Origin of the sequence: Pseudopedobacter saltans DSM 12145 (assembly GCF_000190735.1) — a bacterium.
In the GTDB taxonomy this organism is placed as follows: domain Bacteria; phylum Bacteroidota; class Bacteroidia; order Sphingobacteriales; family Sphingobacteriaceae; genus Pseudopedobacter; species Pseudopedobacter saltans.
In genome coordinates this window covers 3,279,653-3,304,700 of record NC_015177.1, presented here as the reverse complement: position 1 = coordinate 3,304,700, position 25,048 = coordinate 3,279,653, and the positions used below count along the sequence as shown (strand labels likewise).

Sequence of the window (25,048 nt, the reverse complement as noted above, 5' to 3'; positions counted from 1 at the left end):
AGATAAATATAATTAAGAGTGTTTCATATCAGGTATTCATCCCAAATAATAAATACCACTAAAATGTAATTGAGGTAAAGCGTTTATATCCCTTTATTTGAGGACTAAAGTCCTACGACTTATAAACTTAAATAACCATAAACGTTAAAATTATGAAAACTAAATTATTGATTACTACACTTTCATTAGTGCTGATGTCGATATATTCAGCAAATGCACAAGACAAGAAATTTTCGCTGAGTCTTGGTCTTGAAGGAGGGCTCCCGGTTAGCTCTGGTCTGAAAACTCTATACTCCTCAGCATTCGGAGGTACTGTCCGCGGGCAGTATAATATTAACGAAAAAATTAGTGCAACCTTATCTGCCGGAGCAATAGGTTTTTTGCCAAAAAACGTTTCTGACATAGCTAATGGCTCTATAGGTGATGATGATAAAATAAACGCCATGTTAAGTGTCCCCGTTAAATTAGGTGGTAAATATTTCTTTACCGAGAAACTATATGGCATGTTAGAATTGGGTACAGTATCAAACAGAATCTTAAATGCCGATGATGAAGGAGTTGGTCTGAGTCCGTCATATTCTGCATTTGTTTATGCTCCGGGTGTAGGCGCACAGTTGGGCGGGCTTGATATAGGCTTACGTTACGAAGCCTTTTCAAAAGATGGCTCGGAAAGTTTTTTAGGGCTTAGGTTAGGCTTTAATTTGTTTAGTATAAAAAAATAGGAGAAGTATAGGGAGTACTATGATTTGCCGTCTCGGTACCTTAATGTCGGGACGGTTTTTTCTTTCTAAATAACATCAATTAGAATATAATAACCTGTGAAAGGCTTAGATCATGAAGAATGACGTTATATATATCCTGTTTTTCTGTTGCTGTTTTTGTGTGAACAAGGGAAAACACAATCAAAAACTTACACACCTTCTGGTATAGAAACTTATGATTCATACAGGAATAGAACAGGAGCACAGAGAAAGTATGAACGCGAAGAACTTAATGAGAAATATAAACGGGAAAACGAAGATCGTATCAGAAAAGAAAAGGAAGAGCGTACCTGGGAAGAGAGGAAAAAGGAAGCTGAAAAGGAAAAGAAAATAGAACGGGAAAGAAAAAGCAAAACGTTTGTTGTTGCCGGTGAATCTTACCTGAGCGAAGCACCTGTTTGGCCTTTTACGAACAAAATAATTATTTATAAATACAATGGTAAGTATGGTTTGGCAGATGAAAAGCAATTTCTTCTCAACCAGTTGTATGAAGAAATAAGGCCGTTGAAATATGAAATGGCAGTTGTTGTTCGCAACGGTAAATACGGAGCGATAAATAAAGATTTACAAGAAGTAATTCCATTTAGATACGATGATATTCAAAGCGTAGGAAAAGAATGTTTGAAAGTAAAACTTAATGGCCAGTATCTGTGGATAGATCGTGATGGGCAGATAAAATGCAGGATAGATAATCATGGCAAGAATACAGAAGTCAGTGAAGGCGAAGTTAAAATAGATTATGTAACTGATGGGAAAAACTGGGGCATTGCAAAAAAATATGTGGGAGATAATGGATCTCTTGATATTGTTATACCTATAGAATATGACGAGATAGCGCTGGAAGCACCGTATGTTATGGTAAAGAAAAAAGGACTGTACGGTGTTAAAAATCTAAAACATGAGAATATTCTCCCATTTAAATATGAGATGATACATTATTACGGGGGCAATTTTTTTATTGCATACAATCAGCGGGTTCCTGTTTTAATAGATTTAGAGGGAAACGAAATTCTAAAAGACAGATATACAAACATTGGATCTGGTATTCCCTCAGAAATGTACAAGGATAAAAATCTTAATAATTTGACTAAAAAAGGTGTGTTTCCTGTGGAATGCGAGAATAAATGGGGAATGGTAGATTTAGCAGGAAAAGAGGTTTTACCGGCTATTTACAATAAGCTTTATCCGGTAGGTAATGGTCTTTTAAAAGTACAACTCTTAGGTAAAACAGGTGTGTTTGATTATAAAGGAAAACAAATAATCCCTGTTGAATATGATGGATTAAAAGTAAGTGAGCTGTCTGGATTACTCTGTTTTATAGCAAATAAAGATAATAAATGTGGCCTTATAGACGGTTTCGGTAAAGAAACTATTCCTTTTAAATATCAGGAAATAGGGGAGATAACAGACATCGATAGAATCAGAGTTAGAATGGATAATAAATGGGGCGTTGTGGATTATGGAGGAAAGGAGATTATTCCGACAATATATGACAGCGTTTCCGATTTTCGAGTAGAGCGGCAAAATGGATATGACAGGAAAATAGCAACTGTGGCGATTGAAGGCAGAAAGCATACTATTAATGACCGGGGGATAATACAGGATGTTTTATATAAAGATGGAGTAGCCATTGTTCGTGATCAAAATAGAAAAAAGGGAGTGATAGATGAACGGGGGAAAACCTTAGTGCCGTTTGTTTATGAAGATATCAGCTTTAGCAAGATTGGCGGTCCTTTGTTAGTGCAGAGAGAAAACTTATGGGGCTACATCAATAAAAATGGAGCGGAAGTTATTCCAACTATTTATAAAATAGCCAAACCTTTTTTTAAAGAAATAGCTTATGTTCAAACAACTATGAGGGAATGGTTGGTTATAGATAAAACCGGAAAAGTTAAAGCAACAATACCAGCAAAGCAATTAACAGAAACTATGTACGACGAAGTACTCCTGTTTCAGCATGTCAACGGAAAATGGGGGGTCTTAAGCTGGAATGGTACAGTGTTGCTAAAACCTAAATACAGCAAAATTTTATGGTATAGCGGATATGTATCGGGACCACGGCTTAAGGTTTGGGGTTTCCCTTATAAAGAACATAAATTTAAGTTTGTAACGTTAAAAACAGGTTTTTGAAGATCCTGTAATTAAAGGATTAATCTGATTAGAGTGCAGAATTTACTCCAATAAAATTCCCTATTTTTGGATATAGACAATTCAACCCAAAAATATGAACAATAGCAGATGCCCCTGGTGCGGAACAGACCCCTTATACACAGAATACCACGATAAAGAATGGGGAAAAGAAGTTCATGATGATAAAGTATTATTTGAGTACCTGATTTTGGAGTCTGCGCAAGCCGGGTTGAGCTGGATTACTGTATTAAGAAAACGCGAAAATTATAGACGTTTGTTTGCAGATTTTGATGTTGAAAAAGTAGCGAAATTTACTGAAGAAGATATCGAGCGAATTTTACAGGACCCGGGAATCATAAGGAATCGGTTAAAAGTAATTGCTGCGGTAAATAATGCCAAACTATTCCTTCAGGTGCAAAAAGAATTCGGTTCTTTTGATAAATACCTGTATTCCTTTATGCCTAATGGAAAGCCAATTATTAATCATAGAAAAAATATCACCGATGTTCCCGCTCGTACAGAAATTTCTGACGCTATAGCTAAAGATATGAAGAAGCGGGGGTTTAAGTTCTTTGGAACGACTATTTGCTATGCACATATGCAGGCAACAGGAATGGTAAATGATCATTTAGCCAATTGTGATTTCAAAAAATAACAATCCTTAACTAATTAGGTCTGAAATTTATTGAACTATTTAATATTTTTAGATTTTAAAATTAGCTTATGGAATGGTTAGCAAATCCGGAAATCTGGATATCCCTTTTAACTTTAACAGTATTAGAGATTGTTTTAGGGATTGATAATATTGTTTTTATCTCTATTTTGGCAGGCAAGCTTCCTGCCGATCAACAAAAAAGAGCCAGGACATTAGGTCTGGCACTGGCCCTTATTACCAGAGTTTTACTACTGTTCTCTTTAAAATGGGTAATGTCCTTAACAGCACCTTTATTTAATCTTGCAGATATTATAGGCATAGAAAATGCTGCGTTAATGGGGAAATTGGCTATCTCTGGAAGAGATCTGATTTTAATTATAGGAGGTTTATTTTTGATATATAAAAGTACATCAGAAATACACGAAAAACTTGAGGGAGAAGAACATGAACAGACTGTCAAAAAAAGCTATTCTTTTTCTCAGGCAATTGTACAAATATTAATATTGGACATAGTTTTTTCTTTAGACTCGGTGATAACAGCTGTGGGAATGGCTGATCAATTAGGTGTTATGGTAGCTGCAGTTGTGATAGCAGTTATAGTAATGATGTTTTCAGCTTCGGCTATTTCCGATTTTGTAAATAAACATCCTACGGTGAAAATGCTCGCGTTGTCATTTCTTCTTCTAATTGGAGTGTCACTTTTGGCGGAAGGTTTTGATCAGCACATACCAAAAGGATATATTTATTTTGCGATGGCCTTTTCGGTTTTGGTCGAGGTTCTAAATCTGAAATCAAAAAAGGGCGAAAGGGAACCTGTACATTTAAGAAATCCAAAAGAGACGAAGTTATAGCGTAAATAATTTTTTGAAACATTACATTATGAAATCATTAAATCTGAAAAAGGCAATACTTTGGGGCGGTTTGTTGGTAATGGTGTTTGGAGTCTTTTCATTTAAGACAGACCTTTTCCAGATATCAAAAAACATCGATATTCTTGTTTCAGTCTACAAAGAGTTAAATATGAACTATGTGGATGACGTGGATCCTTCTAAGCTTATGAAGACAGGGATTGGAGCTATGTTAAATGATTTAGACCCGTATACCGAATTTGTTGCCGAATCTGAAATAGAAGATTACAAAATGAAATATGTCAGTACACAATATGGAGGTATTGGTGCTGGAATTTTATACCGAGACGGTAAAGTGTATGTGGCAGATGTTTTTGAGGGGTATCCGGCCCAGCTTGGAGATATTAGAGCGGGCGATCAGTTAATTTCTATAAACAATCAGGAATTAAAAGGTAAAAATAACGAAGAAGTAAGTCTTCTTCTAAAGGGAGCAAAGGACACTCCGGTTACGGTTAAGCTATCAAGGGAAGGGAAAATCCTGGAAAAACAGATAAAAAGGGCAGAAATTAAACAGCCTAATGTTACGTACTCCGGGATGTTGGACAATCAGGTAGCATATATTAAACTGGATAAGTTTTTGGAAAATTCGGCGCAGGAAGTTAAAGAAGCCTTTCTGGCTTTGAAAAAAAATAATCCCACTGGTTTAGTTCTGGATTTGAGATACAATGGTGGAGGAATTTTACAGGAGGCTGTTAAGATTGTTAACTTTTTCGTCGGAAAAGATGTAGAAGTGGTGTCTCAGATAGGAAGAGATCCAAATAAAAAAATTACGTATAAGACCTTTGCAAATCCATTGGATGCAGAGATTCCATTAATTGTTTTAATAAATGGGCGTTCCGCATCGGCGTCGGAGATTGTGGCGGGCTCATTACAGGATTTGGATAGGGCAGTTATAATTGGTCAGAGAAGTTTTGGGAAGGGTCTGGTACAGCAAACCTTTAATTTGCCATATAATACATTAGTGAAAGTGACGGTAGCTAAATATTACACCCCTTCGGGAAGATGTATTCAGTCATTAGATTATACACACCGTTTAGAAGATGGCTCTGTAGAAAAGGTGGCCGATTCACTGATAACAGAATACAAAACCAAAAGTGGAAGACTAGTTTACGATGGAAGCGGAATTTATCCTGATTTATTTGTTGACCCGTATAAATATCATCAGGTTACGCAGACACTGCTGTCGAAATATTTATTTTTTGATTATGCCAACCAATACAGGTCGTCACATCAGTCTGTAGCTGTTCCAAAAGAATTTAATTTGTCGGAAGCGGACTATAATGCTTTTATAGATTATTTAAAAAACAAAGATTTTAAATATCAAACACCTTCCGAGCTGCTTTTAGAAGATTTCGTTAAAGAAGCTTCAAAAGATAATCGTTTAAATGATGTGAAGTCTGAAGTAAGCGGCTTACAGGAAAAATTGAAGAATATAAAATCCAAAGACTTAAACGCATATAAGCCGGAAATAAAAAGAGTTTTAGAAGCTGAAATAGTACAACGCTACTATTTTGAAAAAGGAAGAATTCTGCAAGGTTTTCAGTATGATAACGAGATGAAGAAGGCTTATGAAGTATTAAGAGATAAAAATCTATACTCGTCTGTTGTACAAGGGAAAGGTGAGTATAAAACCATAGGAAAGCCAGGACAGATTACTGCAAAAGCAAATTAAAGAGTTTCTCTTTAATTTGCTTTTTAAAACACTAAATACTTGGATGACCTTTATGTTTTTACTCATCTATAAGGCCCATATTAAAAGTTAGACGGAGTAATGTTATTAACGAAAGCTATAATAACGACTTCGCTTATTGTTTCACCTTCAGTGCTGTTAATTACTTGCGATTCTGTAATATCTCCTGAATCGCTTCTCAGTATAAAATTAAAAATAAGATTGTAACTCCCCTTTTCAACGTCTAGGGACACTTTGTTTTTTTTCATAACTCTTATAACTTCGTTTTCAAAAGATTTGATAGAGGTGCTTTTTAAGACAGAATAGTTTGAAATAACTCCACTCTCTCCAACTTCAAATCGTAACAAAACCTTGCTCACCACACCTCTTTCTTTTGCATCAGCCGGAAATATTAAGTTCCTTGATAGGAAAGTATATAGGGGTGAAAAAAACTGTTCTTTATTCTTAGCCTCATCAGACATAGTTGATGGTTTTTCCGTTATGGGCCTTGAAATTTGTTGTTTAATTTGCCCCGAATTGATTATTGGCTTAAAAAATTCTTTGATCACTATACTATTTGTTTTGGTGATAAAGTTCGATGCAGGTGCACTTTCTGCTATAGAGAAAGAAGACAAGCTAAATGCAATAAGAAAAATGGGTGTGCAAAGCCCATATTTGAAAAGAGCCAGGCGTTTAGATTCCTTTTTATTTAACATAATAATCCTCCTTTTTAATAATGATTGGTTAAAAAATGTATTGGTTAGTTTATTGGTGTTTAGATCAAAGCTTTGTCCAAAGAGTATTTTTGAGTATTTTTTTTCAGATATGCCACTTGCAATAATGGAGGCATCGGCAATAAATTCGTGAAGATGTTTAATTTCCTTTTTATAAAAATATGCCATAGGATTAAACCAATTTAAGACGCAAATAAGCTCTATAAATATGATGTCGGCGGAGTGGTATTGCTTAGCATGGGTTTGTTCATGTTTGTATATCGTATCAAAATGTGCTAAATCTTTGTCTACATATATTTGATTGAAAAAAGAAAATGCCTGAATTTTCTTTATGGAATTAGTTTTTAGGCGTATTGCTAAGATTATATGATAAATAAGTCTGCCGAAGAGCAATAAGCTTATTGAGAAGTAAAATAGGACTATATAATTTCCTAAGCTAAAACTTTCATTAGTTGTTATCTCATGCATTGACGATTGATTAGCTGCCACATATATTTTTGACCAAGCTCGTACTATGTCTGCCGTATTTGAAGAAGCATTTAGCCCCTTAATTTTCAAAACAGGAATTATTAAAGATAATATTGAAGAAAATAAGACATAAAACCTGTTCAGTTGGTGGAAGGTTTCTCTTCTTAGCATTAACATGTAAAACAGCCCGAAAATAATTAGGTAAATATTTACCTGAAATAGATAGCCTAAGAATGTCATGATTTATCCTCCTTAAATTCTTCTATCATTTTTGAAATCTCGTCAGCTTCGGTTAGATCTATTTTTTCTTTCTTTAAAAAGAAGGAAAACATGTTCTCTACAGAGTTTCCAAAATAACCTTTAAGTAGTTTTTCTGCGGCAAAAGACTTATATTCTTCTTTTTTGACTACCGCATAATATTGATGGCTTTTACCAAAGGCATGATAACTAACAAAACCTTTGGTTTCCAATATTCTAATAATTGTAGATACAGTATTATAGGCTGGTTTTGGCTCGGGAAGCAATTCTATGACGTCCTTGACAAAAGCTTTGCCGATCTTCCAAAGAATTTGCATGATCTGCTCTTCAGCTTTGGTGAGCTCTTTTATATCATTTTTCATGACTTTTGGTTTTAATTGATTTATATAAATGTAAAACTATTTATTTAGTTATACAACTAAATAAATAGTTTTGTTTTGAAATGTCTCATTGTTGTATAAATACTCTAATATCGATTGTATTTAGAACAACATTATTTATATTTGCGCAGTTCCCTTAAAATAAGTTTAAGACATAGAAATGAGAGTAATACAATTCAGAGAAGCACTTCGTGAAGCAATGAACGAAGAGATGCGTAAAGACGACAAGATCTTCTTAATGGGTGAAGAAGTTGCTGAATATAATGGTGCTTATAAAGTGAGTCAAGGAATGCTTGACGAATTTGGTCCCAAAAGAATTATTGATACGCCAATCGCAGAGCTAGGCTTCACTGGTATTGCTGTAGGTGCAGCAATGAATGGCTTGCGTCCAATTGTTGAATTTATGACATTCAACTTTTCTTTAGTTGCTATAGATCAGATTATCAATGGCGCAGCGAAAATGTTGTCTATGTCTGGAGGTCAATTTTCTGTTCCAGCTGTTTTTCGTGGGCCAACAGGTAATGCAGGTCAATTAGGCGCTCAGCACTCTCAGAATTTCGAAAACTGGTATGCTAACTGTCCAGGACTAAAAGTTGTAGTTCCTTCAAATCCTTATGATGCGAAAGGCCTTTTAAAATCTTCAATTATCGATCCGGATCCGGTTATTTTCATGGAGTCTGAATTGATGTATGGAGATAAAGGAGAAGTTCCGGAAGAAGAGTATTATATAGAAATTGGTAAAGCGAAAGTTGTAAAAGAAGGTTCTGATGTAACAGTAGTTTCCTTTGGAAAAATGATGTCCAGAGCTGTACAGCCAGCGGTAGATGAATTGGAAAAAGAAGGAATTAGTGTAGAGCTTATAGACTTAAGAACTGTTAGACCGATAGATTTTCCTACAATCTTAGAATCGGTTAAGAAAACAAACAGATTGGTAGTTGTAGAAGAAGCATGGCCGTTAGCATCTATCTCTTCAGAGATTGCTTTCCATGTACAAAAGAACGCATTCGATTATTTAGATGCGCCGGTACTTAGGGTTACTTGTGCAGACGTTCCTCTTCCTTATGCACCAACTTTAATAGCAGCAAGCTTACCTAATGCAGAGCGAATAATTAAGGCTGTAAAAGAAGTAATGTACGTTAATAAATAAACACTATTATTTTATATAAAAGGAAAGGTTTGGGGATGTCTCAAACCTTTTCATTATATGCCTTCTTTTTCTGGGAGCCGAATATATTGAGTTTGGGAAAAAATCTTATTGCCCTTCTTGCTCCCACTATCAGCACTATACTCCCAGTGTACTCCTACCTTAGTTCCACCCAAGCACTTGCCAGAAGACCTATCTCAATAATCTAACTTATTTGTTTTTATATAGAGTCTCATAGTACATGATAAAAAATTATTCATCATTGCCTTTGGTTAAACAAATAGATTTTCAAGTCTTAAAGAGCCAGAGATCTGGGATACTTGATGAAATTAGATTGCTTCGCAGGGGCTCGTAATGACATTCATAGGAGCGTCATTGCTCCAAAGGAGTTCCTTTCAGAACGAGCCTGCGAAGCAATCTCTATGGGAAAAAGACGTAGATTGCATCGTTTCCGAATCGAGTTTGGGACAGGCTATTCTTCCTCTCAATGACACGGTTTTGTTGTTAATAGCGTTTTTGTCATGTACCAAAACAGAGTCTATTAATTGTTTTTATATTAAATAACCATATCTAATTATGTGACAATGTTTTAGTTTTTAATCCCGAAGGGATATATTTGGCACTTTGTGCATTTTGTTTTTGGCCTTGATATAATTGCTTTAATCTTGTAGGGATTCTATACAAAGAACTCAAATTATAAGCATCAATAAAAGCAGTGTCTGTCTAACTCTAATGAAAAAGAATAGGATTTTTTAGTTTAACCAAGTTCTTAAAAATGTTTAAGCTCCAAACGGGGAGAATGGAGCCTAAACTAACCAATTATAAACCGATACAAAGATAAGGTTTTTGATGTTTTATTCTTATTGTTTATTGTAACATATGTATTACGTTTTATTTGCTTTTACCAAACAAAAAAGGTGCGATTTTTCGCACCTTTTTTATCTAAACGTTTTACCTAGCTTTTATTTGATAGGGAAAGTAAATCTAAACTGTCCTCCATCCGGGCCAATGCCTTGGAAAGAAAGCATATTGCCTTTTGTAGAAGATAAGGCGGCATTTACTTGATCCATGTTATTTACACTTCTACCATTTATACTGGTAATTACTGTTCCTCTAGGAACCTCATACATGTCAAATAATTTACCAGCCGCAACAGAGGTCACTTCCACGCCGGATGAAATACCTAAACGTTTTTTGGTGGCATCTTTAACCGGTGTAAATGTTGCTCCCAGACTGTTCAATATATCAGAAGCTTCAGCTGAAGAGCTGGATGAAGCACCTTTTGTTTCAGAAGCACCTTTTAATGTTAAAGTGAAGTTTTTCAAACTACCATCTCTTAAAACAGTAAGGTTAACTTTGTCGCCCGGTCTCATTCTGCCAATTCTTTCCTGTAATTCAGCAGATGTTAAAGCATCTTCACCATTTAATTTCTTGATGATATCACCTTTTTTAATTCCTGCAGCCGCTGCGGCACCACCATCAACAGTCGAATTTACATAGAGGCCGTTAATCTCTTTCAAGTTTAACTGCTTAGCAACATCAGAATTTAGTTCCTGGAAAGTAACGCCTATATAACCACGTTTAACTTCGCCAAATTTGATAAAATCGTCCATTACTTTTTTTGCCAGATTAACAGGGATCGCGAACCCGTAGCCCTCATATACGCCAGATTGCGAAGCGATAGCAGAATTGATACCGATCAATTCTCCGTTAGCGTTTACCAATGCTCCTCCACTATTACCTCTGTTAATAACAGCATCAGTTTGTATAAATGATTCTATTGATGACGAAGCTGGCGGGTTTTCCGGATCGTAATTATTAGGATCTATGTTGTCTTGAGCAAGGATGCCTATCTGGCGGGATTTTGCACTCACAATACCAGCAGTAACCGTAGATTCCAATGTTAGAGGATAACCTACAGCCAATACCCATTCTCCAACCTTAACGTCGTCCGAGTTCCCCAATTTAACAACGGGAAGATTGTTTGCCTCGACCTTTATCAAAGCAAGATCCGTCATTTTATCTTTACCGATTACTTTAGCGGAAAGTACTCTTTTGTCTGTAAGGATAACTTCAATTTTATCAGCATTATCAACAACGTGATTGTTAGTCATAATATATCCGTCATCCGTAACAATAACACCAGAGCCTTTACCCATAGAAGGAGTGTTTGATTGAGGTCTCACCCTTCTTCCAAAGAAATCCTCGAACATATCGCCAAAAGGATCGCCACCTCCCCGACCAGAGGAAGCATTGTTTCTATTGTATGTAGTTCTAACATGAACAACGCCCGGAGAAACAGCTGCAGCTGCGGCTGTGAAATCTAAGGCACCTGCTGAAGAGACAATTTTTGAAGGGTTGTTTGCAAAATAAACCTTCTGTCTCTCATCCAAGCTTAAATTCCCGATCGATTTATCTTCAAATAATTTGTAAGCGCCTATTGCCACCGCGCCACCAATAAAGGCGGTGAGCAAGGTTAGGCCAATTGTCTTCATATTCTTCATTTGATTACTTTTTAAAACTTCTATAAAATACTAATCTCTTAATTTCAAAAATAATACCATTAAGACGTGATTAGCAAGTATATGTTATGAATAACATAGTTAAAAAATGTTAATTATTAAATTCAAAATTAAGTAATTAAATTACTTGTCGATTTGCAGGCGACAACTATATTACCGAATTTTGCATTACAATATATGAAATTAAAGTTCTATAAATACCAGGGAGCCGGAAACGATTTTATCATCGTTGACAACAGAGAAAATGAAGTGGATCATCGTAATCCTGCTTTAATAGAAGGAATATGTAATAGGAGATTTGGTGTCGGAGGCGATGGAATGATGTTTCTTCAGCAAAAAGACGGATATGATTTTGAAATGGTTTACTATAATTCTGATGGTCAGCCGAGTAGTATGTGTGGCAATGGAGGACGGTGCATTGTTGCCTTTGCAAAATACCTGAAAGTTATAGATTCGGAAACGGACTTTTTGGCAGTGGATGGTCCGCATTATGCCAAAGTTTCTGATTCCGGTGACTGGGTTAGCTTGCAAATGATAAACGTTGATGTGATAAAAAAAGATGGAGAAGATTATGTTTTAAATACAGGGTCACCTCATTATGTAAGGCTTGTAGATGATTTGCAAAATGTAGATATGTATGAAGAGGGCAGGAAAGTCAGATATAATGATACTTATAAGGCACAGGGCATCAACGTGAATTTTGTGGAAGATGAAGGGGATCATTTATTTGTAAGGACATACGAGAGAGGAGTTGAGGACGAAACCTACGCCTGTGGTACCGGTGTTACGGCCGTGGCTTTAGCGATGGCTAAATATCAAAATAGAACAGGAGAAATATCTACGCCAGTAAAAGTGTTAGGGGGGAATCTAAATATTCGATTCAAATACGATGGAGAGAAATATGAAGATATCTTTTTAGAGGGCCCGGCAAAAAAGGTATTTGAGGGAGAGCTTGATCTGGCAGACTTTGGATACTAAACGTTTGATTCAATTAAGGTAACGGAATCTTTTATATATTGATCCAATTCGTTACCGCAAACTTCCAGTAGTTGAATATATTCTTTAATTTCTGATTCACTTTTTGCATATTTCATCAATTCGATAATCCCGAGAATGGAAGCCAAAGGTTTTCGCATCTGATGAGAACTTATCCATGCTGTTTTGTCCAATAGCTTGTTCTGCTCCCTTATCTTGGCTTCTTTTAACCTGCGTTCCGTAATTTCATGTTCTATGGATATGTATCCGGCATAACAGCCATTCTCGTCATATATTGGGCTGCCATCAATCTGTAACCAATAACATCTGCCATTTTTAGAAATATTCTCAATCTCTATACAGAATTCCTGCCTGTTGTTAACCGCATCCTTTATTACTTTTACCATTTCTAAGCTACTGTCTGGAACTTTAATTAAATCCCAGGGAACTTTGCCAATCGTTTCTTTTCGTGAGTATTCGGTAGTTTCGTAAAATGCTGCATTAGCCCATTCGATAACAGAATCCTTGTTTGTTATGACAATGAGGTTTTTTATTTTGTTAATTATTTCCGCTAACCTTTTATTTTCAATATTGATCTTGGTAAGCTCATCAATATCCTGTATAAAGCCTTTAATAGATTTGCTGCATTCTGAAAGATCAAGGTGAAGAGATGCTTCGAATTTAATAAAGTTCCATTCAGCTGCTGATTTGATTCTTAAAATGCATTCCTGAGTGATTCTCTCTGTTTTTACCTTGTTTAAGAAATTTAAGAATGAAGATTCGTCTTCTGGATGTATAAATTTCAAGAACTCATTCAAATCCAAAGAGCTTCCTCTTAAGTCATCTATTTTAGAAAGCTCGTAAAACTCATAATCAAAATTGAATGTGTTGCGCTCCAAATTATAAGACCATCCCGCTATTTTAGCAGCTTTTTGTGTGTACTTCAGTTTGTTCTCATTTATTTTTAGTTGAACCAGATTCTTGTTTAAGTCTGTATTGATTTGTTTTAATACCTGCTGTTGTTTTTCCAGTTCCCTTTCGTAAGGTTCCTTCTCTGTTACATCCAGGGAAAGAACCAGTTTTGCAGGCTTTTTATTAAAAACAATATCATGCGAAATAATATTTGCGATAATTATGTTTCCGTTTTTCAATTTGTGTTTCCACAGTTGAGGCAAAGTGTTTCCAATATGGATCTTGTTTGCAGTGTACTCTCTCAATCTATTAGCCTCCTCTTCCGGTCGAATATCATAAATAGTCATGTTTAGAAATTCATCCCGGTTATACCCGTACTTTCTGATAGCTGCAATATTTACATCCAGAAACATATACGATTTCAAATCATATATCCACATCGGATTAGGATTATATTCGAACATGTCGTTGTATTTTTCTTCTGATTTTTTCAGGCGGTTTGTATAGTTGATTATTAGCTTATAAAGTAAAAAATAGGTTGCGGCAATGAAAGCTACTCCTTTTGCAATTTCAATATATAAGATTGTATTCTCGGGAATACCTTTGAAAAAGTATTTGAGGGAAAAAGCACTCAGAAGAATCCATATAAAACTAATGAAAAAGTAATATAAGGCAATTCTTGTCGGAACATTGTCTCTCATATTATGCATCCAAAAAAGTTAATAGGTGTAACACAGCCAATATAAATAAAAAAACCATCTTGTTGAAAGATGGTTTTTTTATTTGAAAATAATTATAAACCAGCAAGTTAGTCGATAATATTTACCTTAATCATATTGGTTTTTCCTTTCTTCTGGATTGGAATAGATGCCGTGTTGATTACTACGTCTCCTGATTCAACTAATTTTTCAGCTTTCAGGATATTATTAACCTCACTAATGGTCTTATCTGTACTGTCAAATTTATCATAATAAAAACCTCTAACACCCCATAATAAACTTAGTGTATTTAATAAGTTCCTGTTAGAAGTAAATATATAAGTATTGGCTTTAGGTCTTTGACTCGAGATTTGAAATGCCGTATAACCAGAAGATGTCATGGCAATAATTCCAGCCGCTTTAGTTTTGTCTGCTAAGAAAACTGCAGAACTACAAACGGCATCAGCCATGTATGTAGGACAGTTCTCATCCAATTCTTTTGTTTTGTAATAAGGATAAGAGGTATTCTCTACATGAGTAATAATGTTGCTCATTGTTTCGATAACAATCTGAGGGAACTCTCCTACGGAAGTTTCACCGCTTAGCATCACCGCATCAGCTCCATCTAAAACAGAGTTAGCAACGTCATTCACCTCAGCTCTGGTTGGTCGAGGAGTTGTGATCATACTCTCAAGCATTTGAGTTGCAACAATTACTGGTTTTGAAGCCTTACTACATTTTTGAATAATCATTTTTTGCAGTACAGGAACCTCCTGCATTGGACACTCAACTCCCAGGTCACCACGAGCAACCATTACCCCATCAGTAACGGCAATAATTGAATCTATGTTATCGATGGCTTCTGGCTTTTCGATTTTAGCAATTACTCTTGAAGTTTTTCCGCTGCGGCTGATGATTCTTTTTAAATCGATAATGTCTTCAGATTTTCTTACGAAAGAAAGGCCAATCCATTCTACGTCGTTAGCTAAAGCAAAATCAAGATTTACTAAATCTTCTTCAGTTAGAGAAGGAATAGAAACTTTTGTGTTCGGAAGATTAACACCTTTTCTGCTGGTAAGAATACCGCCGTGTACAACCTCGCAAATTACGGTGTCTTTTCTGTTGGTCTCAATCACACGCATCTGAAGTTTTCCGTCATCTAATAAAATCACTTCCCCAGCCTTTACATCCTGCGGAAATGCGGGGTAAGTAATATAGATTTGGCTGTCATCTCCAATGCACTCATTGGTGGTGATTTTTATTTGAGTGCCATTAATCAGGTTTATTCCACCTTCTTTCACTTGTCCAATTCTAATTTTTGGACCTTGAAGATCGGCAAGAATACCAACATTTGTTTTGTATTTGTTGTTAATCTCGCGGATGATATCAATTACTTTTTGGTGATCTTCTTGTTTACCATGAGAAAAATTCAAGCGGCAAACGTCTACACCACTCTTAATCAATGATAATAAAACGTCTTTATTAGATGTAGCAGGACCTAAAGTAGCTACGATTTTTGTTCTTTTTTGAGGGATTTTCATTCGAATTTTCGTATTTTAAATAGAGGCCGAAACAAATGCTTTATTTCTTTCAATCGATAAAAATAAATATTCTTTCTGAATAACCTCTGGTTCTTGTCAATTTATAGCTATCCAAAATTGCAGTCCAAAAATAGTGTATTTTTTACACGAAGCCAAGTTTAAAAAGTTAAAAAATCAGATTTTCTTTCGATTTTAACTTTGTAGGGTCAAGTTCAACTATAGCCTGTATATCCGGAATGTTTCTTGCGGTTTGTATAAAATATTGAAGGTCTTCATCATCTATAAAATCCTTGATAATTACGAAGTAATCAGAGCCTTTTAACTCCGGAATCAGATATCCATCAGAGCCTTTGTTGGAGATTAAATAGTAAAAAGGGGTGACTTCTTCTATATAATAAAGATATTTAGAGTAAAATTTTGGTGATTGACCAACAAAAGTAATTTCATGGTCATCAACCTTTTCAAAGTTAAAATCCAAAGCTTTATTGATATAATGGCACAACCTGTAATCCCTTAATTGTGAGGTTATTGAGAGTAAAATGAAATCAAAATCAAGTTCCAGCTTTAAAAATTTCTTATTCAAAATAATAAAGATTAAATTCGTACACTAAACTTTTTAGGCTACTTTGTGTTGATTTCAAAGTTAGGGAAAAACAAAAAGGTTTGATATTTAATAGAATTTATTTTTCTTTGCACAGAATTAATTAACCATAAAAATTAAAGTATTATGTCTGATATCGCTTCAAGAGTAAAAGCAATCATCGTTGAAAAATTGGGTGTTGACGAAAATGAGGTTACACCAGAGGCATCTTTCACCAACGATCTTGGTGCTGACTCATTAGACACTGTTGAGTTGATCATGGAATTTGAGAAAGAATTCAACGTGGCTATTCCAGACGATCAGGCTGAAACTATCAGCACTGTAGGTCAAGCTATCTCTTATTTAGAAAAAAACGTAAAGTAATTAACTCTTAACCGAATAGATGGAGCTTAAAAGAGTTGTAGTAACAGGACTAGGTGCGCTTACCCCAATTGGTAATACTGTCGAAGAATACTGGAACGGTTTAATCAATGGAGTAAGCGGTGCTGCTCCTATTACTCGTTTTGATACAGAAAAGTTTAAGACAAAGTTCGCTTGCGAGGTCAAGAACTTTGTGGCTGAGAATTTTCTAGACAAAAAGGAAGCCCGTAAATTAGATCCGTTTGTGCAATACGCTTTAGTTAGTACAGACGAGGCGGTTAAAGATGCAGGATTAGATTTTGAGAAACTAAATACCAACCGTATCGGAGTAATCTGGGGTGCAGGTATTGGTGGTTTAAAAACTTTTCTTGATGAAGTTACAAACTTTGCGCAAGGAGATGGTACCCCAAGGTACAATCCATTCTTCATCCCAAAGATGATTATTGATATTGCCGCGGGGCATATATCAATGAAATATGGATTACGTGGGCCAAATTTTGCATGTGTTTCTGCATGTGCTTCGTCTACCAATGCTTTAATTGATGCTTTTAACTACATACGTTTAGGTAAAGCAGATATTATCGTATCAGGTGGTTCGGAAGCGATTATTAATGAAGCCGGTATAGGCGGATTTAATGCGATGCATGCACTTTCTACAAGAAATGATGATCCGGCTACGGCTTCAAGACCGTTTGACAAAGACAGAGATGGATTTGTTGCGGGAGAAGGTGCAGGAACTATCATTTTAGAAAGCTTAGAGCATGCGAAGGCCAGAGGTGCTAAAATCTATGCAGAGATCGTAGGCGGTGGTATGAGTGCAGACGCAAATCATATTACAGCTCCGCATCCCGAAGGTTTAGGTGCTAAATTGGTGATGCAGTCTGCTTTAGAAGACGCTGGCTTAACTATAAACGATATCGATTATATCAACGTTCACGGAACCTCTACTCCGCTGGGTGATATTGGCGAAACTAAAGCTATATTATCATTATTCGGAGAAGCAGCATATAATCTGAACATTAGTTCTACAAAATCTATGACAGGCCACTTATTGGGGGCTGCGGGAGCTGTAGAGTCTATTGCTTCTATCCTTGCGATTAGAAATGGAATCGTTCCTCCTACAATTAATCACTTTACCGATGACCCTGAATTGGATCCTAAATTGAATTTTACATTCAATGAAGCCCAAAAAAGGGAAGTTAATGCAGCGCTAAGCAATACATTTGGTTTTGGCGGCCATAACGCATCTGTAATTTTCAAAAAGTATGAGGATTAAGAGTAGCCGTTGCGGAGTATAGCGTCTTATAGTATTTTGTAAAACGTCTTATTGCATGGCTATTTCTAAGATTTACAAACTATATCTTTCACCTGATCGTAATTACGTTAAGGCCTTAAGAAATTTAATAGGATTTGTGCCTGGAAACCTTTCTTTATATAGAATGGCTTTTAGGCACAAATCTATTGCATTGGGTATAAAGAAAGGTGTAAAAAACAGTAACGAACGATTAGAGTTTCTGGGAGATGCTGTTTTAGGAGCCGTAGTCGCCGAAGTTCTGTTTAAAATGTATCCTTATAAGGATGAAGGTTTTTTGACCGAAATGCGCTCTAAAATAGTAAGCAGAGCAAACCTCAACCAGTTAGGGAAAAAACTTGGCTTTAATAAGCTAATTGAGTTTGACCCGTCCACCGTTAATATTTCATCCAAACAAAGTTCTTTACTGGGAGATGCTTTCGAAGCTTTAGTAGGAGCAGTGTATCTGGATAAAGGCTATAACTTTACAAAGGATTTCTTAATCAACAGAATATTAAACCCCCATGTTGATATTCATACTTTAGAAGTTACCGAAACTAATTTTAAAAGCCGACTGATAGAGTGGTGTCAGCGTTTATCCAAAGAAATCCAATTCAACTTAATTCCAAACCAGGAAGGAGATAGTGATAAGCTTTTCACTATTCAGGTTGTTATCGACGGGGAGCTCATGGCTACCGGCGTTGATTACAACAAGAAGAATGCTGAGAAATTGGCTGCTGAAAAGACCTGTGAGATGTTGGGAGTTTAGTTTTTTAGTATCAGGTATCAAGACTAGTTATTGGAATGTTTCTCATGTTTTACCAAGACTGTATCCCTTTTTATAAGGCTCATAGTAAGCTTACTTGAGTTGTTACAAATAGATTTTATTTCATTCAAGTAGATTTCATATTTAAAAGTATGGAGTCACATTTAGCTTGTTGAAATGTAAAGTGGTGGATAAGTATTGTGTATTGTTGAGGAAGGGGCTGTGTGTAAATTTGATAGTCTGAATCACGGATTATAGAGGGATTGTCTGATTCCACGGATTTGCGTACGGTACATTTTTTCTGTGAAATCTTTTTAATGGGTATAATCTATGATTTAGAGGGGATGGGAAGGAGTGATTAACAATGGTTATAGCTTATAACTTATGAATTTAATCTTCCGAACCTCCCGAGTGATGCAGCAATTTAACATAGGATGTCATCTCGTTTTTAGCTAAAAGAGCGAAGCTATCTGAATTTGATGCTCCGCTCCATAATATCGAGATTAGTGTTGTATAATAATCTGCCGTTTGATAGTTTCTTTTCCTTCTTTAATGTGTAGAAAATAGGTGCCGTTAGGAAGATCTCTGGTATCTAATGCGGTTTTTGTTTCCCCTTTTCTCATTGTGTTTGTTCTCACTTTTGTCCCCTTATCATTATAGAGTGAGATTTCTTTATCCATCTCTTTTCTACTATCTAATTCTATATTTAGGCTGCTGTTAGTTGGATTTGGGTAAATTGCAAATTGAGGAGAATAGCCACAGTTTTTTACTTCTATCCAGCTTTCGTTTCTTTCTCCGGCTTGGTTACATGGTCCTCCACTTAGCCACACTTCAAGATTATAAAATCCTATAGGAATGTTATTGGGCAAAAACGCCATTCCGCTAGTTGACGATGCGGAAAGCTGATTTTGGTAATATATACTACCATCGTCGTTCCGTAACAGGTAATGTAGAGTGAAAGGAGGTACCTGTTCTGAATCAATTGCGTAAATCTCATAGGAGAAAGTATTATAGTAGTTGTCATAACCGGGGGCATTGCTGCATAAGGTCCAGCTACCGGAACCCATTCCGTCATTGTAAACTTCCGTAATTCCAGCAGTATTGGGCTGTCCAACGAAGATAGGGTCCGTACTTACTTCAATATTTCCACATTTAGTAGCAATGGAAGCTGTTATAACTGCCAAACCGTTTCCTTCGGGCTTAACAGTTATCTGTTTATTATTCGAAGAAACTATCTCCAACCCTGAAGCCGTCCACGTAACAGTTGATCCTGTTGGTAGGTTGGGAATTTGATAGGTGGCTGTGCTACAGAGCTGAGTGGGGCCAGTGATTAATGCATTATTTGTGTTTGGAAAACAAGTGCTTGAACAATTTAAAGTATTGCCAGCCACGTTCTCCATTTCTTTAAATAACCATTCGGCATTGCGGGCAGTAAAACGTGTATGACTTTCGTTATATATGCTGACAGAAGCATCCTGTGCGATAAAAGTTTCTGCTCTTGAAGGGTTAGTTGGGTTCCAGCCGTTAACATAAGTTGATGATAAGCTTGGTACATTATAAGTTTGAATATCTAAAGCGCTGGGCGTTGGCACAAATGCGAAATCACTTAAAGTGGCCGTGTTTAATCTGCCCAGATATAACAAGCTAAAGAAATCACCCAGTGATTGTCCTATAGCAGGAGTTGGAGATAAAGTTAATGCCCCAATTGGAGATGTGCCACCAGAGGTACCATCTATAGGTAAAAATTAGGAGTTGTTTATAGTCTTAGTATATTTAAAGACGTCTTTATCTATCCTAATCCCTAAAAAGTATTTTTTTACCCAAATATCTATTTTTGCGATTTGATTGCTAGCACCAATGTTAGGAAGTGCGTGGGCTTCTATGCTGGCATTTGCCTTACTGTAAACACCTAAAAATGGCATCAAAATCCCAGCAGCATTGCCCTGTACATTAAGCAGCTTAGCACCGGGACTAAATAACTGGGTTCCACATTCTGAACCTTGACTAGTAGCTATAAACCGGTAGGTTGGTTGTGGGTCTGAGGTAGAAAAAGTTACCATAGGTCTGTACACGCTGGTCAACCAGGTATTTTGTTCTATGGTGGAGTAATAGTAATTTAAAAAGTTAAAATATGGGAATAATTGATTTTCATGTACCTCTACCCTATACATTAATAATTGTTTGGTAGCAGGTTCTGCTATTAAAGCCTTAACCTCTGCATATTCTGGCATCACCTTATCTATGTTGTAACCCATGAGATTTACCCTTCCTATATTTAGGGCAATTTCTTGCAGCCCAACCGGTACATTGGCACCCTGATGAGGACTATCATGTGTAATAAGCAAACGGGTGTCTGTGACCTCATTATTCTTGGTCATGTGTGCCAGACCATAACGAGCTACCAAACCGCCCATGCTAATACCCAATACTACATTTTGCTGGGTACTGCCGCCCAAAGCTTTGTCTGCATTTACCCAGTTAAGTACCGCCTTAAATAAATTGGCATTTCTGACTATATCATCTGTACCGTAGTTATAGTCTATAAAAACCAAATCATAACCAGCAATGTCATCTAACTGATAGTTGAAGTCGTAACCTAAATCTGAAACTCTACTTAAAGCTTCAACAAAATGGCTATAAGTATAATTTCTTCCAGCTAAATTCGGGGCAATTTGTGCTGCATCAAAGCCCTCTACTACAATCAAAGGTTTTTTTAGATAGCTGGTGCTATTACTGCTACTATAGCGTACAAAAGCCCTGCCGCCGCTGTGGTTTCCTGTTGCATTAAAGTACACCGGTGTCGGTGGCGAAGAAGAGTAGCGTTCCAATGCAGGGATATTAGCTACGGTAACAGGCGCATAGCACTCGTACTGGTTACTGTTGCTCATCACTATCTTCAACTTAATATTTTTAGTACCCGGTGTGGTATAACCAGGGTATAGCACAGCGTTCCAACCGGCAGTTTGGTAACCGTTGCCATCATCAAAATCTATATATAATGCGCTTACCGTTAAAGTACTATTACTAAAAAAACAGATTGGGCTTAAATACCAGCGCAAAATTTCCTGTGGCAAAATCGCTTTTCAGCGGGGCCGCGGCAAACAAAGGCTTCAACAGATAAGGATTTTGCAGACGGCCGGGTACATCATATAATACGTCGTCTCCGCTAATGCTTATCAGGTTATTGGTTACCGCGTCGCTTTTAAAGGCATTCATTTCTCCAAAATGTATGGCTATGGGTACTGTATTAGTAAGGGGTAGGTATTGGTTAATACGATTATTTAAACTATCTATCGGCATCATAGGATTAGTAGCCAACATGCAGGCGGTGTAATGGGTAAAATAAGTTGCCCGCAGGGTATTCAGTTGTACCTTGTTGCTATCGGTAAGGCTGCCATTAAATGGAGTTAGCGAAACCAGAGGGAATGCCCTTTCTTCCAAAAAGCCTGTTGAAATATCGTTTCGGTTCAATTGGGCAAAAATAAACTGCATTTTGCCGGCTAAAGATGTAGTATCCTGCGCATAGGAAGACCTTATGCCTGTCAAGCTAATGATGAGTAAGAAGTAGAATTTTTTCATAATATACGGGTTTTTAGTTTATTCTATTTTTAAATCAAAACGACCCTGTGTGGCATTAATGGTTGGGCAACCGTCTTTTTCCAATTTGAATTCGAATGTGCCAGAGATGAATTTATTTGTTAAGTCTATTTTGGTAATGGTCATTGAACCGGAGACTATTCTATTTTCGTAATAATAACAATTTGATTTACTGTCACTATAAATAACTCCATTATTATTAAAATAATATATACCAGTCTTATTTACACCTGTTAAACCTATACTAATCCTCATTTCACTTTCTTCTGATAGGTATCTATTAGCAATAATACCTAAAGACCCTTCCTTATAATTAGGGTCGTAAGTCAAATCTAATCTTTCCATTAATAACGGTGTCTTAGGCAGCCAAACCACCCCATTCAGTAAAAAACCAAATGTATTTGCGCCATTTTGAGTAATGGCTGGCAATTGGTCGTGACTTAGCTGTTGGTTATCCTTTTTACATTTCATGCCTGTTATTAGCGTACAGCCCAAAATAATCAGGATAAGTTTGGTTTTAAGAGTTTTCATAAACACATTGTTTGATTAATTAAAGATAAAAATTATTTTTTAATAAGATATTTTGCTAAATTTTCTAAAATAGGAATCGCAGGGTATTTAGCTGTACCTTGTTGCTATCGGTAAGGCTGCCATTAAATGGAGTTAGTGAAACCAAAGGGAATGCCCTTTCTTCTAAAAAGCCCGTGGCAATATCGTTGCGGTTAAGCTGGGCAAAAATAAACTGCATTTTGCCGGCTAAAGATGTAGTATCCTGCGCATAGGAAGACCTTATGCCCGTCAAGCTAATGATGAGTAAGAAGTAGAATTTTTTCATAATATACGGGTTTTAGTTATTCTATTTTTAAATCAAAACGACCCTGTGTAGCATTAATGGTTGGGCAACCGTCTTTTTCAAGTTTAAATTCAAATGTGCCGGAAATAAATTTATTGGTTAAGTCTATTTTGGTAATGGTAATTGAACCGGAGACTATTCTATTTTCGTAGTAATAACAGTTCGATTTACTGTCATCATATATTATTCCATTATTATTAAAATAATAGGTGCCTGTATTATTTACACCTGTCAATCCAATGCTTAGTTTCATTTTATCTTTACTAGACAAATATCTATTGGCAAAAATACCGAAAGACCCACCCTTATAATTAGGATCATATGACAAATCAAGTTTTTGGTCTAATAATCCTCCTTTCGGCAGCCAAACCTCCCCATTCAGCAAAAAACCAAAAGTATTTGCACCGTTTTGAGTAACAGCAGGCAACTGATCATTATTTAGATGTTGGCTGTCTTTTTTGCACTTCATACCTGTTGTCAGTAGCGTACAGCTCAAAATAAACAGAATAAGTTTTGTTTTAATAGTTTTCATAGGTTTATAGTTTTTTATTAGTTTCTGTTTGAATATAAGTTAATTAAGCGGTATTTGTAAGGTTTTGTTAATAATAATAAATAAAAGATAATATATTTGTATTTCTGTTGTGATCGATCGAAATCAATTTGTTCATTTTATGTGTGTTAAATTAAGTTTAATATGTTCATTTGGTTTTTAACTAGAGTTAAATCTTATATCAATAAATGATTAATTAACAGATATATAAAGTAGTCTTGCTAAAAGGGCTTTTTTCACTTTTAGAAAACCATGATTACGTCTTTGTATGGCTCTAATTGGTTAATTGATATTATTCTCAATACGCAGATATATTCTAAAACGATACAGTTAAACCATATGTTTCGGTATCAGGATACTGATAGTGTGTTAGAACAGAGAGATAAGGACATTTATATATAGGCGAATTTCAATTCCAACATTAAAAATTAAAAACTCAACATTCCAACCCCTACTTAATTTCCTCTAAACTATCCCTTTCACTTTTCTCTTTCACAAACTTTTTATAAGAATCCTGTATATAGCGAATATTGTCATATTGGTTCCACTTAGCTACCATTTCGGGCCTTGGCCGATAGTAGTACATAAATTCTGCAACGTTTTCTTCTTTTATCGAGGTGTGTTCCAATATCAAACGTTTATTGAATTTAATATCAACAGCTGATTGAGCATTCTCTCTGGAAATATAATTGCCGAAGCGTTTTGCGTTTGCCGCATCTTTACTTACCAATTCGTGGATAGCAGACAGCGGATGAAAGATGGAGAATAAAAGCGGAGGGTTACCATTAAAATAAATACCTTTTGCCCGATAATCGTCTAAAGCTTCTTTCTGTTCGGCTGCTTTGCTTTTTTCCTTTACAATAACCTCATTTAACGTAATGCCCTGATTGAGGTAAATTACCAGATTCTGTTTAGTAGAAATAAACTTTGCAGCATCCTGAAATCCATCCTTTTTAAAGAAAAGAGAATCGCCTACAGCAACCTCGATAGAAAAAGTTCCCCATTGGTCCGATGTCGCCAATCTGCCATTCCTTTGATTTTCTATATTAACGCTTGCTACCCTTTGTTTGCTTTGATTGAAAATAATACCTTTTACCTCGAAGGTTTCCTGGGCAAAAATAAATGAGGTGATACTGAGTAAAACGAAAGATAGAAATAACTTTTTCATCGGTTCCGATATCAATTCTAAACTAAATTACCTTATATCCTTCAGAAGTTCTAAAATTTAAGATGTTTTAACATATGAGGATTTGAGAAGTGAGATATGAGATTTGC

The 25,048-nt window shown here is 36.0% G+C and carries 23 protein-coding genes; 10 read left to right on the top strand and 13 right to left on the bottom strand.

What is annotated here, in order from left to right; genetic code table 11:
- The first annotated feature begins 152 nt into the window (after positions 1-152).
- The 5 genes from PEDSA_RS19665 to PEDSA_RS13920 all read left to right on the top strand — a co-directional run bounded on the left by PEDSA_RS19665 (position 153) and on the right by PEDSA_RS13920 (position 6,126).
- Positions 153-722: an outer membrane beta-barrel protein gene (locus tag PEDSA_RS19665; protein ID WP_013633796.1), complete on the top strand. Its 570-nt coding sequence runs from the start codon at positions 153-155 to the stop codon at positions 720-722.
- A gap of 147 nt (positions 723-869) precedes the next feature.
- Positions 870-2,891 carry a WG repeat-containing protein gene (locus PEDSA_RS13935; RefSeq protein WP_041537089.1) on the top strand — a complete coding sequence of 674 codons (2,022 nt, stop codon included), beginning with the start codon at positions 870-872 and terminating at the stop codon, positions 2,889-2,891.
- A gap of 94 nt (positions 2,892-2,985) precedes the next feature.
- Positions 2,986-3,546, top strand: coding sequence for a DNA-3-methyladenine glycosylase I (locus PEDSA_RS13930; RefSeq protein ID WP_013633794.1), 561 nt, complete (start codon positions 2,986-2,988; stop codon positions 3,544-3,546).
- A gap of 68 nt (positions 3,547-3,614) precedes the next feature.
- Positions 3,615-4,397, top strand: a complete 783-nt coding sequence (locus tag PEDSA_RS13925) for a TerC family protein (RefSeq protein ID WP_013633793.1) — start codon at positions 3,615-3,617, stop codon at positions 4,395-4,397.
- Positions 4,398-4,425: 28 nt separating this feature from the next.
- Positions 4,426-6,126 (top strand): S41 family peptidase, encoded by a 1,701-nt coding sequence (locus PEDSA_RS13920; protein ID WP_013633792.1) that lies wholly within the window; start codon positions 4,426-4,428, stop codon positions 6,124-6,126.
- A gap of 80 nt (positions 6,127-6,206) precedes the next feature.
- Here PEDSA_RS13920 and PEDSA_RS13915 read toward each other — a convergent pair whose 3' ends face one another.
- Complete coding sequence (locus PEDSA_RS13915) at positions 6,207-7,496, bottom strand: M56 family metallopeptidase (RefSeq protein ID WP_169311990.1); 1,290 nt, start codon at positions 7,494-7,496, stop codon at positions 6,207-6,209.
- A gap of 65 nt (positions 7,497-7,561) precedes the next feature.
- Positions 7,562-7,945, bottom strand: coding sequence for a BlaI/MecI/CopY family transcriptional regulator (locus PEDSA_RS13910; protein ID WP_013633790.1), 384 nt, complete (start codon positions 7,943-7,945; stop codon positions 7,562-7,564).
- A gap of 178 nt (positions 7,946-8,123) precedes the next feature.
- Here PEDSA_RS13910 and PEDSA_RS13905 point away from each other — a divergent pair, with 178 nt between their 5' ends.
- Positions 8,124-9,110, top strand: a complete 987-nt coding sequence (locus PEDSA_RS13905) for a pyruvate dehydrogenase complex E1 component subunit beta (RefSeq protein WP_013633789.1) — start codon at positions 8,124-8,126, stop codon at positions 9,108-9,110.
- A gap of 959 nt (positions 9,111-10,069) precedes the next feature.
- Here the strand turns inward: PEDSA_RS13905 and PEDSA_RS13900 are convergent.
- Positions 10,070-11,611, bottom strand: a complete 1,542-nt coding sequence (locus PEDSA_RS13900) for a Do family serine endopeptidase (protein ID WP_013633788.1) — start codon at positions 11,609-11,611, stop codon at positions 10,070-10,072.
- A 195-nt stretch (positions 11,612-11,806) separates the two neighbouring features.
- Between PEDSA_RS13900 and dapF the strand changes: the two genes are divergently transcribed.
- Positions 11,807-12,607, top strand: a complete 801-nt coding sequence (dapF, locus tag PEDSA_RS13895; protein ID WP_041537088.1) for a diaminopimelate epimerase — start codon at positions 11,807-11,809, stop codon at positions 12,605-12,607.
- Here the strand turns inward: dapF and PEDSA_RS13890 are convergent.
- From PEDSA_RS13890 to PEDSA_RS13880, 3 genes are all read right to left on the bottom strand, one after another.
- Entirely contained in the window at positions 12,604-14,226 is a 1,623-nt protein-coding gene (locus PEDSA_RS13890) for a PAS domain S-box protein (protein ID WP_013633786.1), read from the bottom strand. The genes dapF and PEDSA_RS13890 overlap by 4 nt on opposite strands.
- A 98-nt stretch (positions 14,227-14,324) precedes the next feature.
- The gene (gene pyk, locus PEDSA_RS13885) at positions 14,325-15,755 is read right to left on the bottom strand and encodes a pyruvate kinase (RefSeq protein WP_013633785.1); all 1,431 of its coding nucleotides are present in this window, start codon (positions 15,753-15,755) and stop codon (positions 14,325-14,327) included.
- A gap of 166 nt (positions 15,756-15,921) precedes the next feature.
- Positions 15,922-16,338 carry an IPExxxVDY family protein gene (locus tag PEDSA_RS13880; RefSeq protein WP_013633784.1) on the bottom strand — a complete coding sequence of 139 codons (417 nt, stop codon included), beginning with the start codon at positions 16,336-16,338 and terminating at the stop codon, positions 15,922-15,924.
- 144 nt (positions 16,339-16,482) lie between these two features.
- Between PEDSA_RS13880 and PEDSA_RS13875 the strand changes: the two genes are divergently transcribed.
- The 3 genes from PEDSA_RS13875 to rnc are packed head-to-tail and all read left to right on the top strand — an operon-like array spanning position 16,483 to position 18,776.
- A complete protein-coding gene (locus PEDSA_RS13875) occupies positions 16,483-16,719 on the top strand; it encodes an acyl carrier protein (RefSeq protein WP_013633783.1) in 237 nt (78 codons plus the stop codon).
- A 19-nt stretch (positions 16,720-16,738) separates the two neighbouring features.
- Positions 16,739-17,992, top strand: coding sequence for a beta-ketoacyl-ACP synthase II (fabF, locus tag PEDSA_RS13870; protein ID WP_013633782.1), 1,254 nt, complete (start codon positions 16,739-16,741; stop codon positions 17,990-17,992).
- Between the two features lie 55 nt (positions 17,993-18,047).
- Entirely contained in the window at positions 18,048-18,776 is a 729-nt protein-coding gene (rnc, locus tag PEDSA_RS13865) for a ribonuclease III (protein WP_013633781.1), read from the top strand.
- 500 nt (positions 18,777-19,276) lie between these two features.
- Here rnc and PEDSA_RS13860 read toward each other — a convergent pair whose 3' ends face one another.
- The 7 genes from PEDSA_RS13860 to PEDSA_RS13830 all read right to left on the bottom strand — a co-directional run bounded on the left by PEDSA_RS13860 (position 19,277) and on the right by PEDSA_RS13830 (position 24,941).
- Complete coding sequence (locus PEDSA_RS13860; protein ID WP_148233540.1) at positions 19,277-20,365, bottom strand: T9SS type A sorting domain-containing protein; 1,089 nt, start codon at positions 20,363-20,365, stop codon at positions 19,277-19,279.
- Positions 20,366-20,518: 153 nt separating this feature from the next.
- A complete protein-coding gene (locus tag PEDSA_RS13855; protein ID WP_013633779.1) occupies positions 20,519-21,847 on the bottom strand; it encodes a lipase family protein in 1,329 nt (442 codons plus the stop codon).
- Complete coding sequence (locus PEDSA_RS13850; RefSeq protein WP_013633778.1) at positions 21,798-22,352, bottom strand: hypothetical protein; 555 nt, start codon at positions 22,350-22,352, stop codon at positions 21,798-21,800. The genes PEDSA_RS13855 and PEDSA_RS13850 overlap by 50 nt, the downstream gene beginning before the upstream one ends.
- Before the next feature lie 18 nt (positions 22,353-22,370).
- Complete coding sequence (locus PEDSA_RS13845; protein ID WP_013633777.1) at positions 22,371-22,901, bottom strand: DUF6252 family protein; 531 nt, start codon at positions 22,899-22,901, stop codon at positions 22,371-22,373.
- 64 nt (positions 22,902-22,965) lie between these two features.
- Complete coding sequence (locus PEDSA_RS13840) at positions 22,966-23,205, bottom strand: hypothetical protein (protein ID WP_013633776.1); 240 nt, start codon at positions 23,203-23,205, stop codon at positions 22,966-22,968.
- Positions 23,206-23,221: 16 nt separating this feature from the next.
- Entirely contained in the window at positions 23,222-23,755 is a 534-nt protein-coding gene (locus PEDSA_RS13835) for a DUF6252 family protein (RefSeq protein ID WP_013633775.1), read from the bottom strand.
- A gap of 469 nt (positions 23,756-24,224) precedes the next feature.
- A complete protein-coding gene (locus PEDSA_RS13830) occupies positions 24,225-24,941 on the bottom strand; it encodes a hypothetical protein (protein ID WP_013633773.1) in 717 nt (238 codons plus the stop codon).
- Positions 24,942-25,048: the final 107 nt, after the last annotated feature.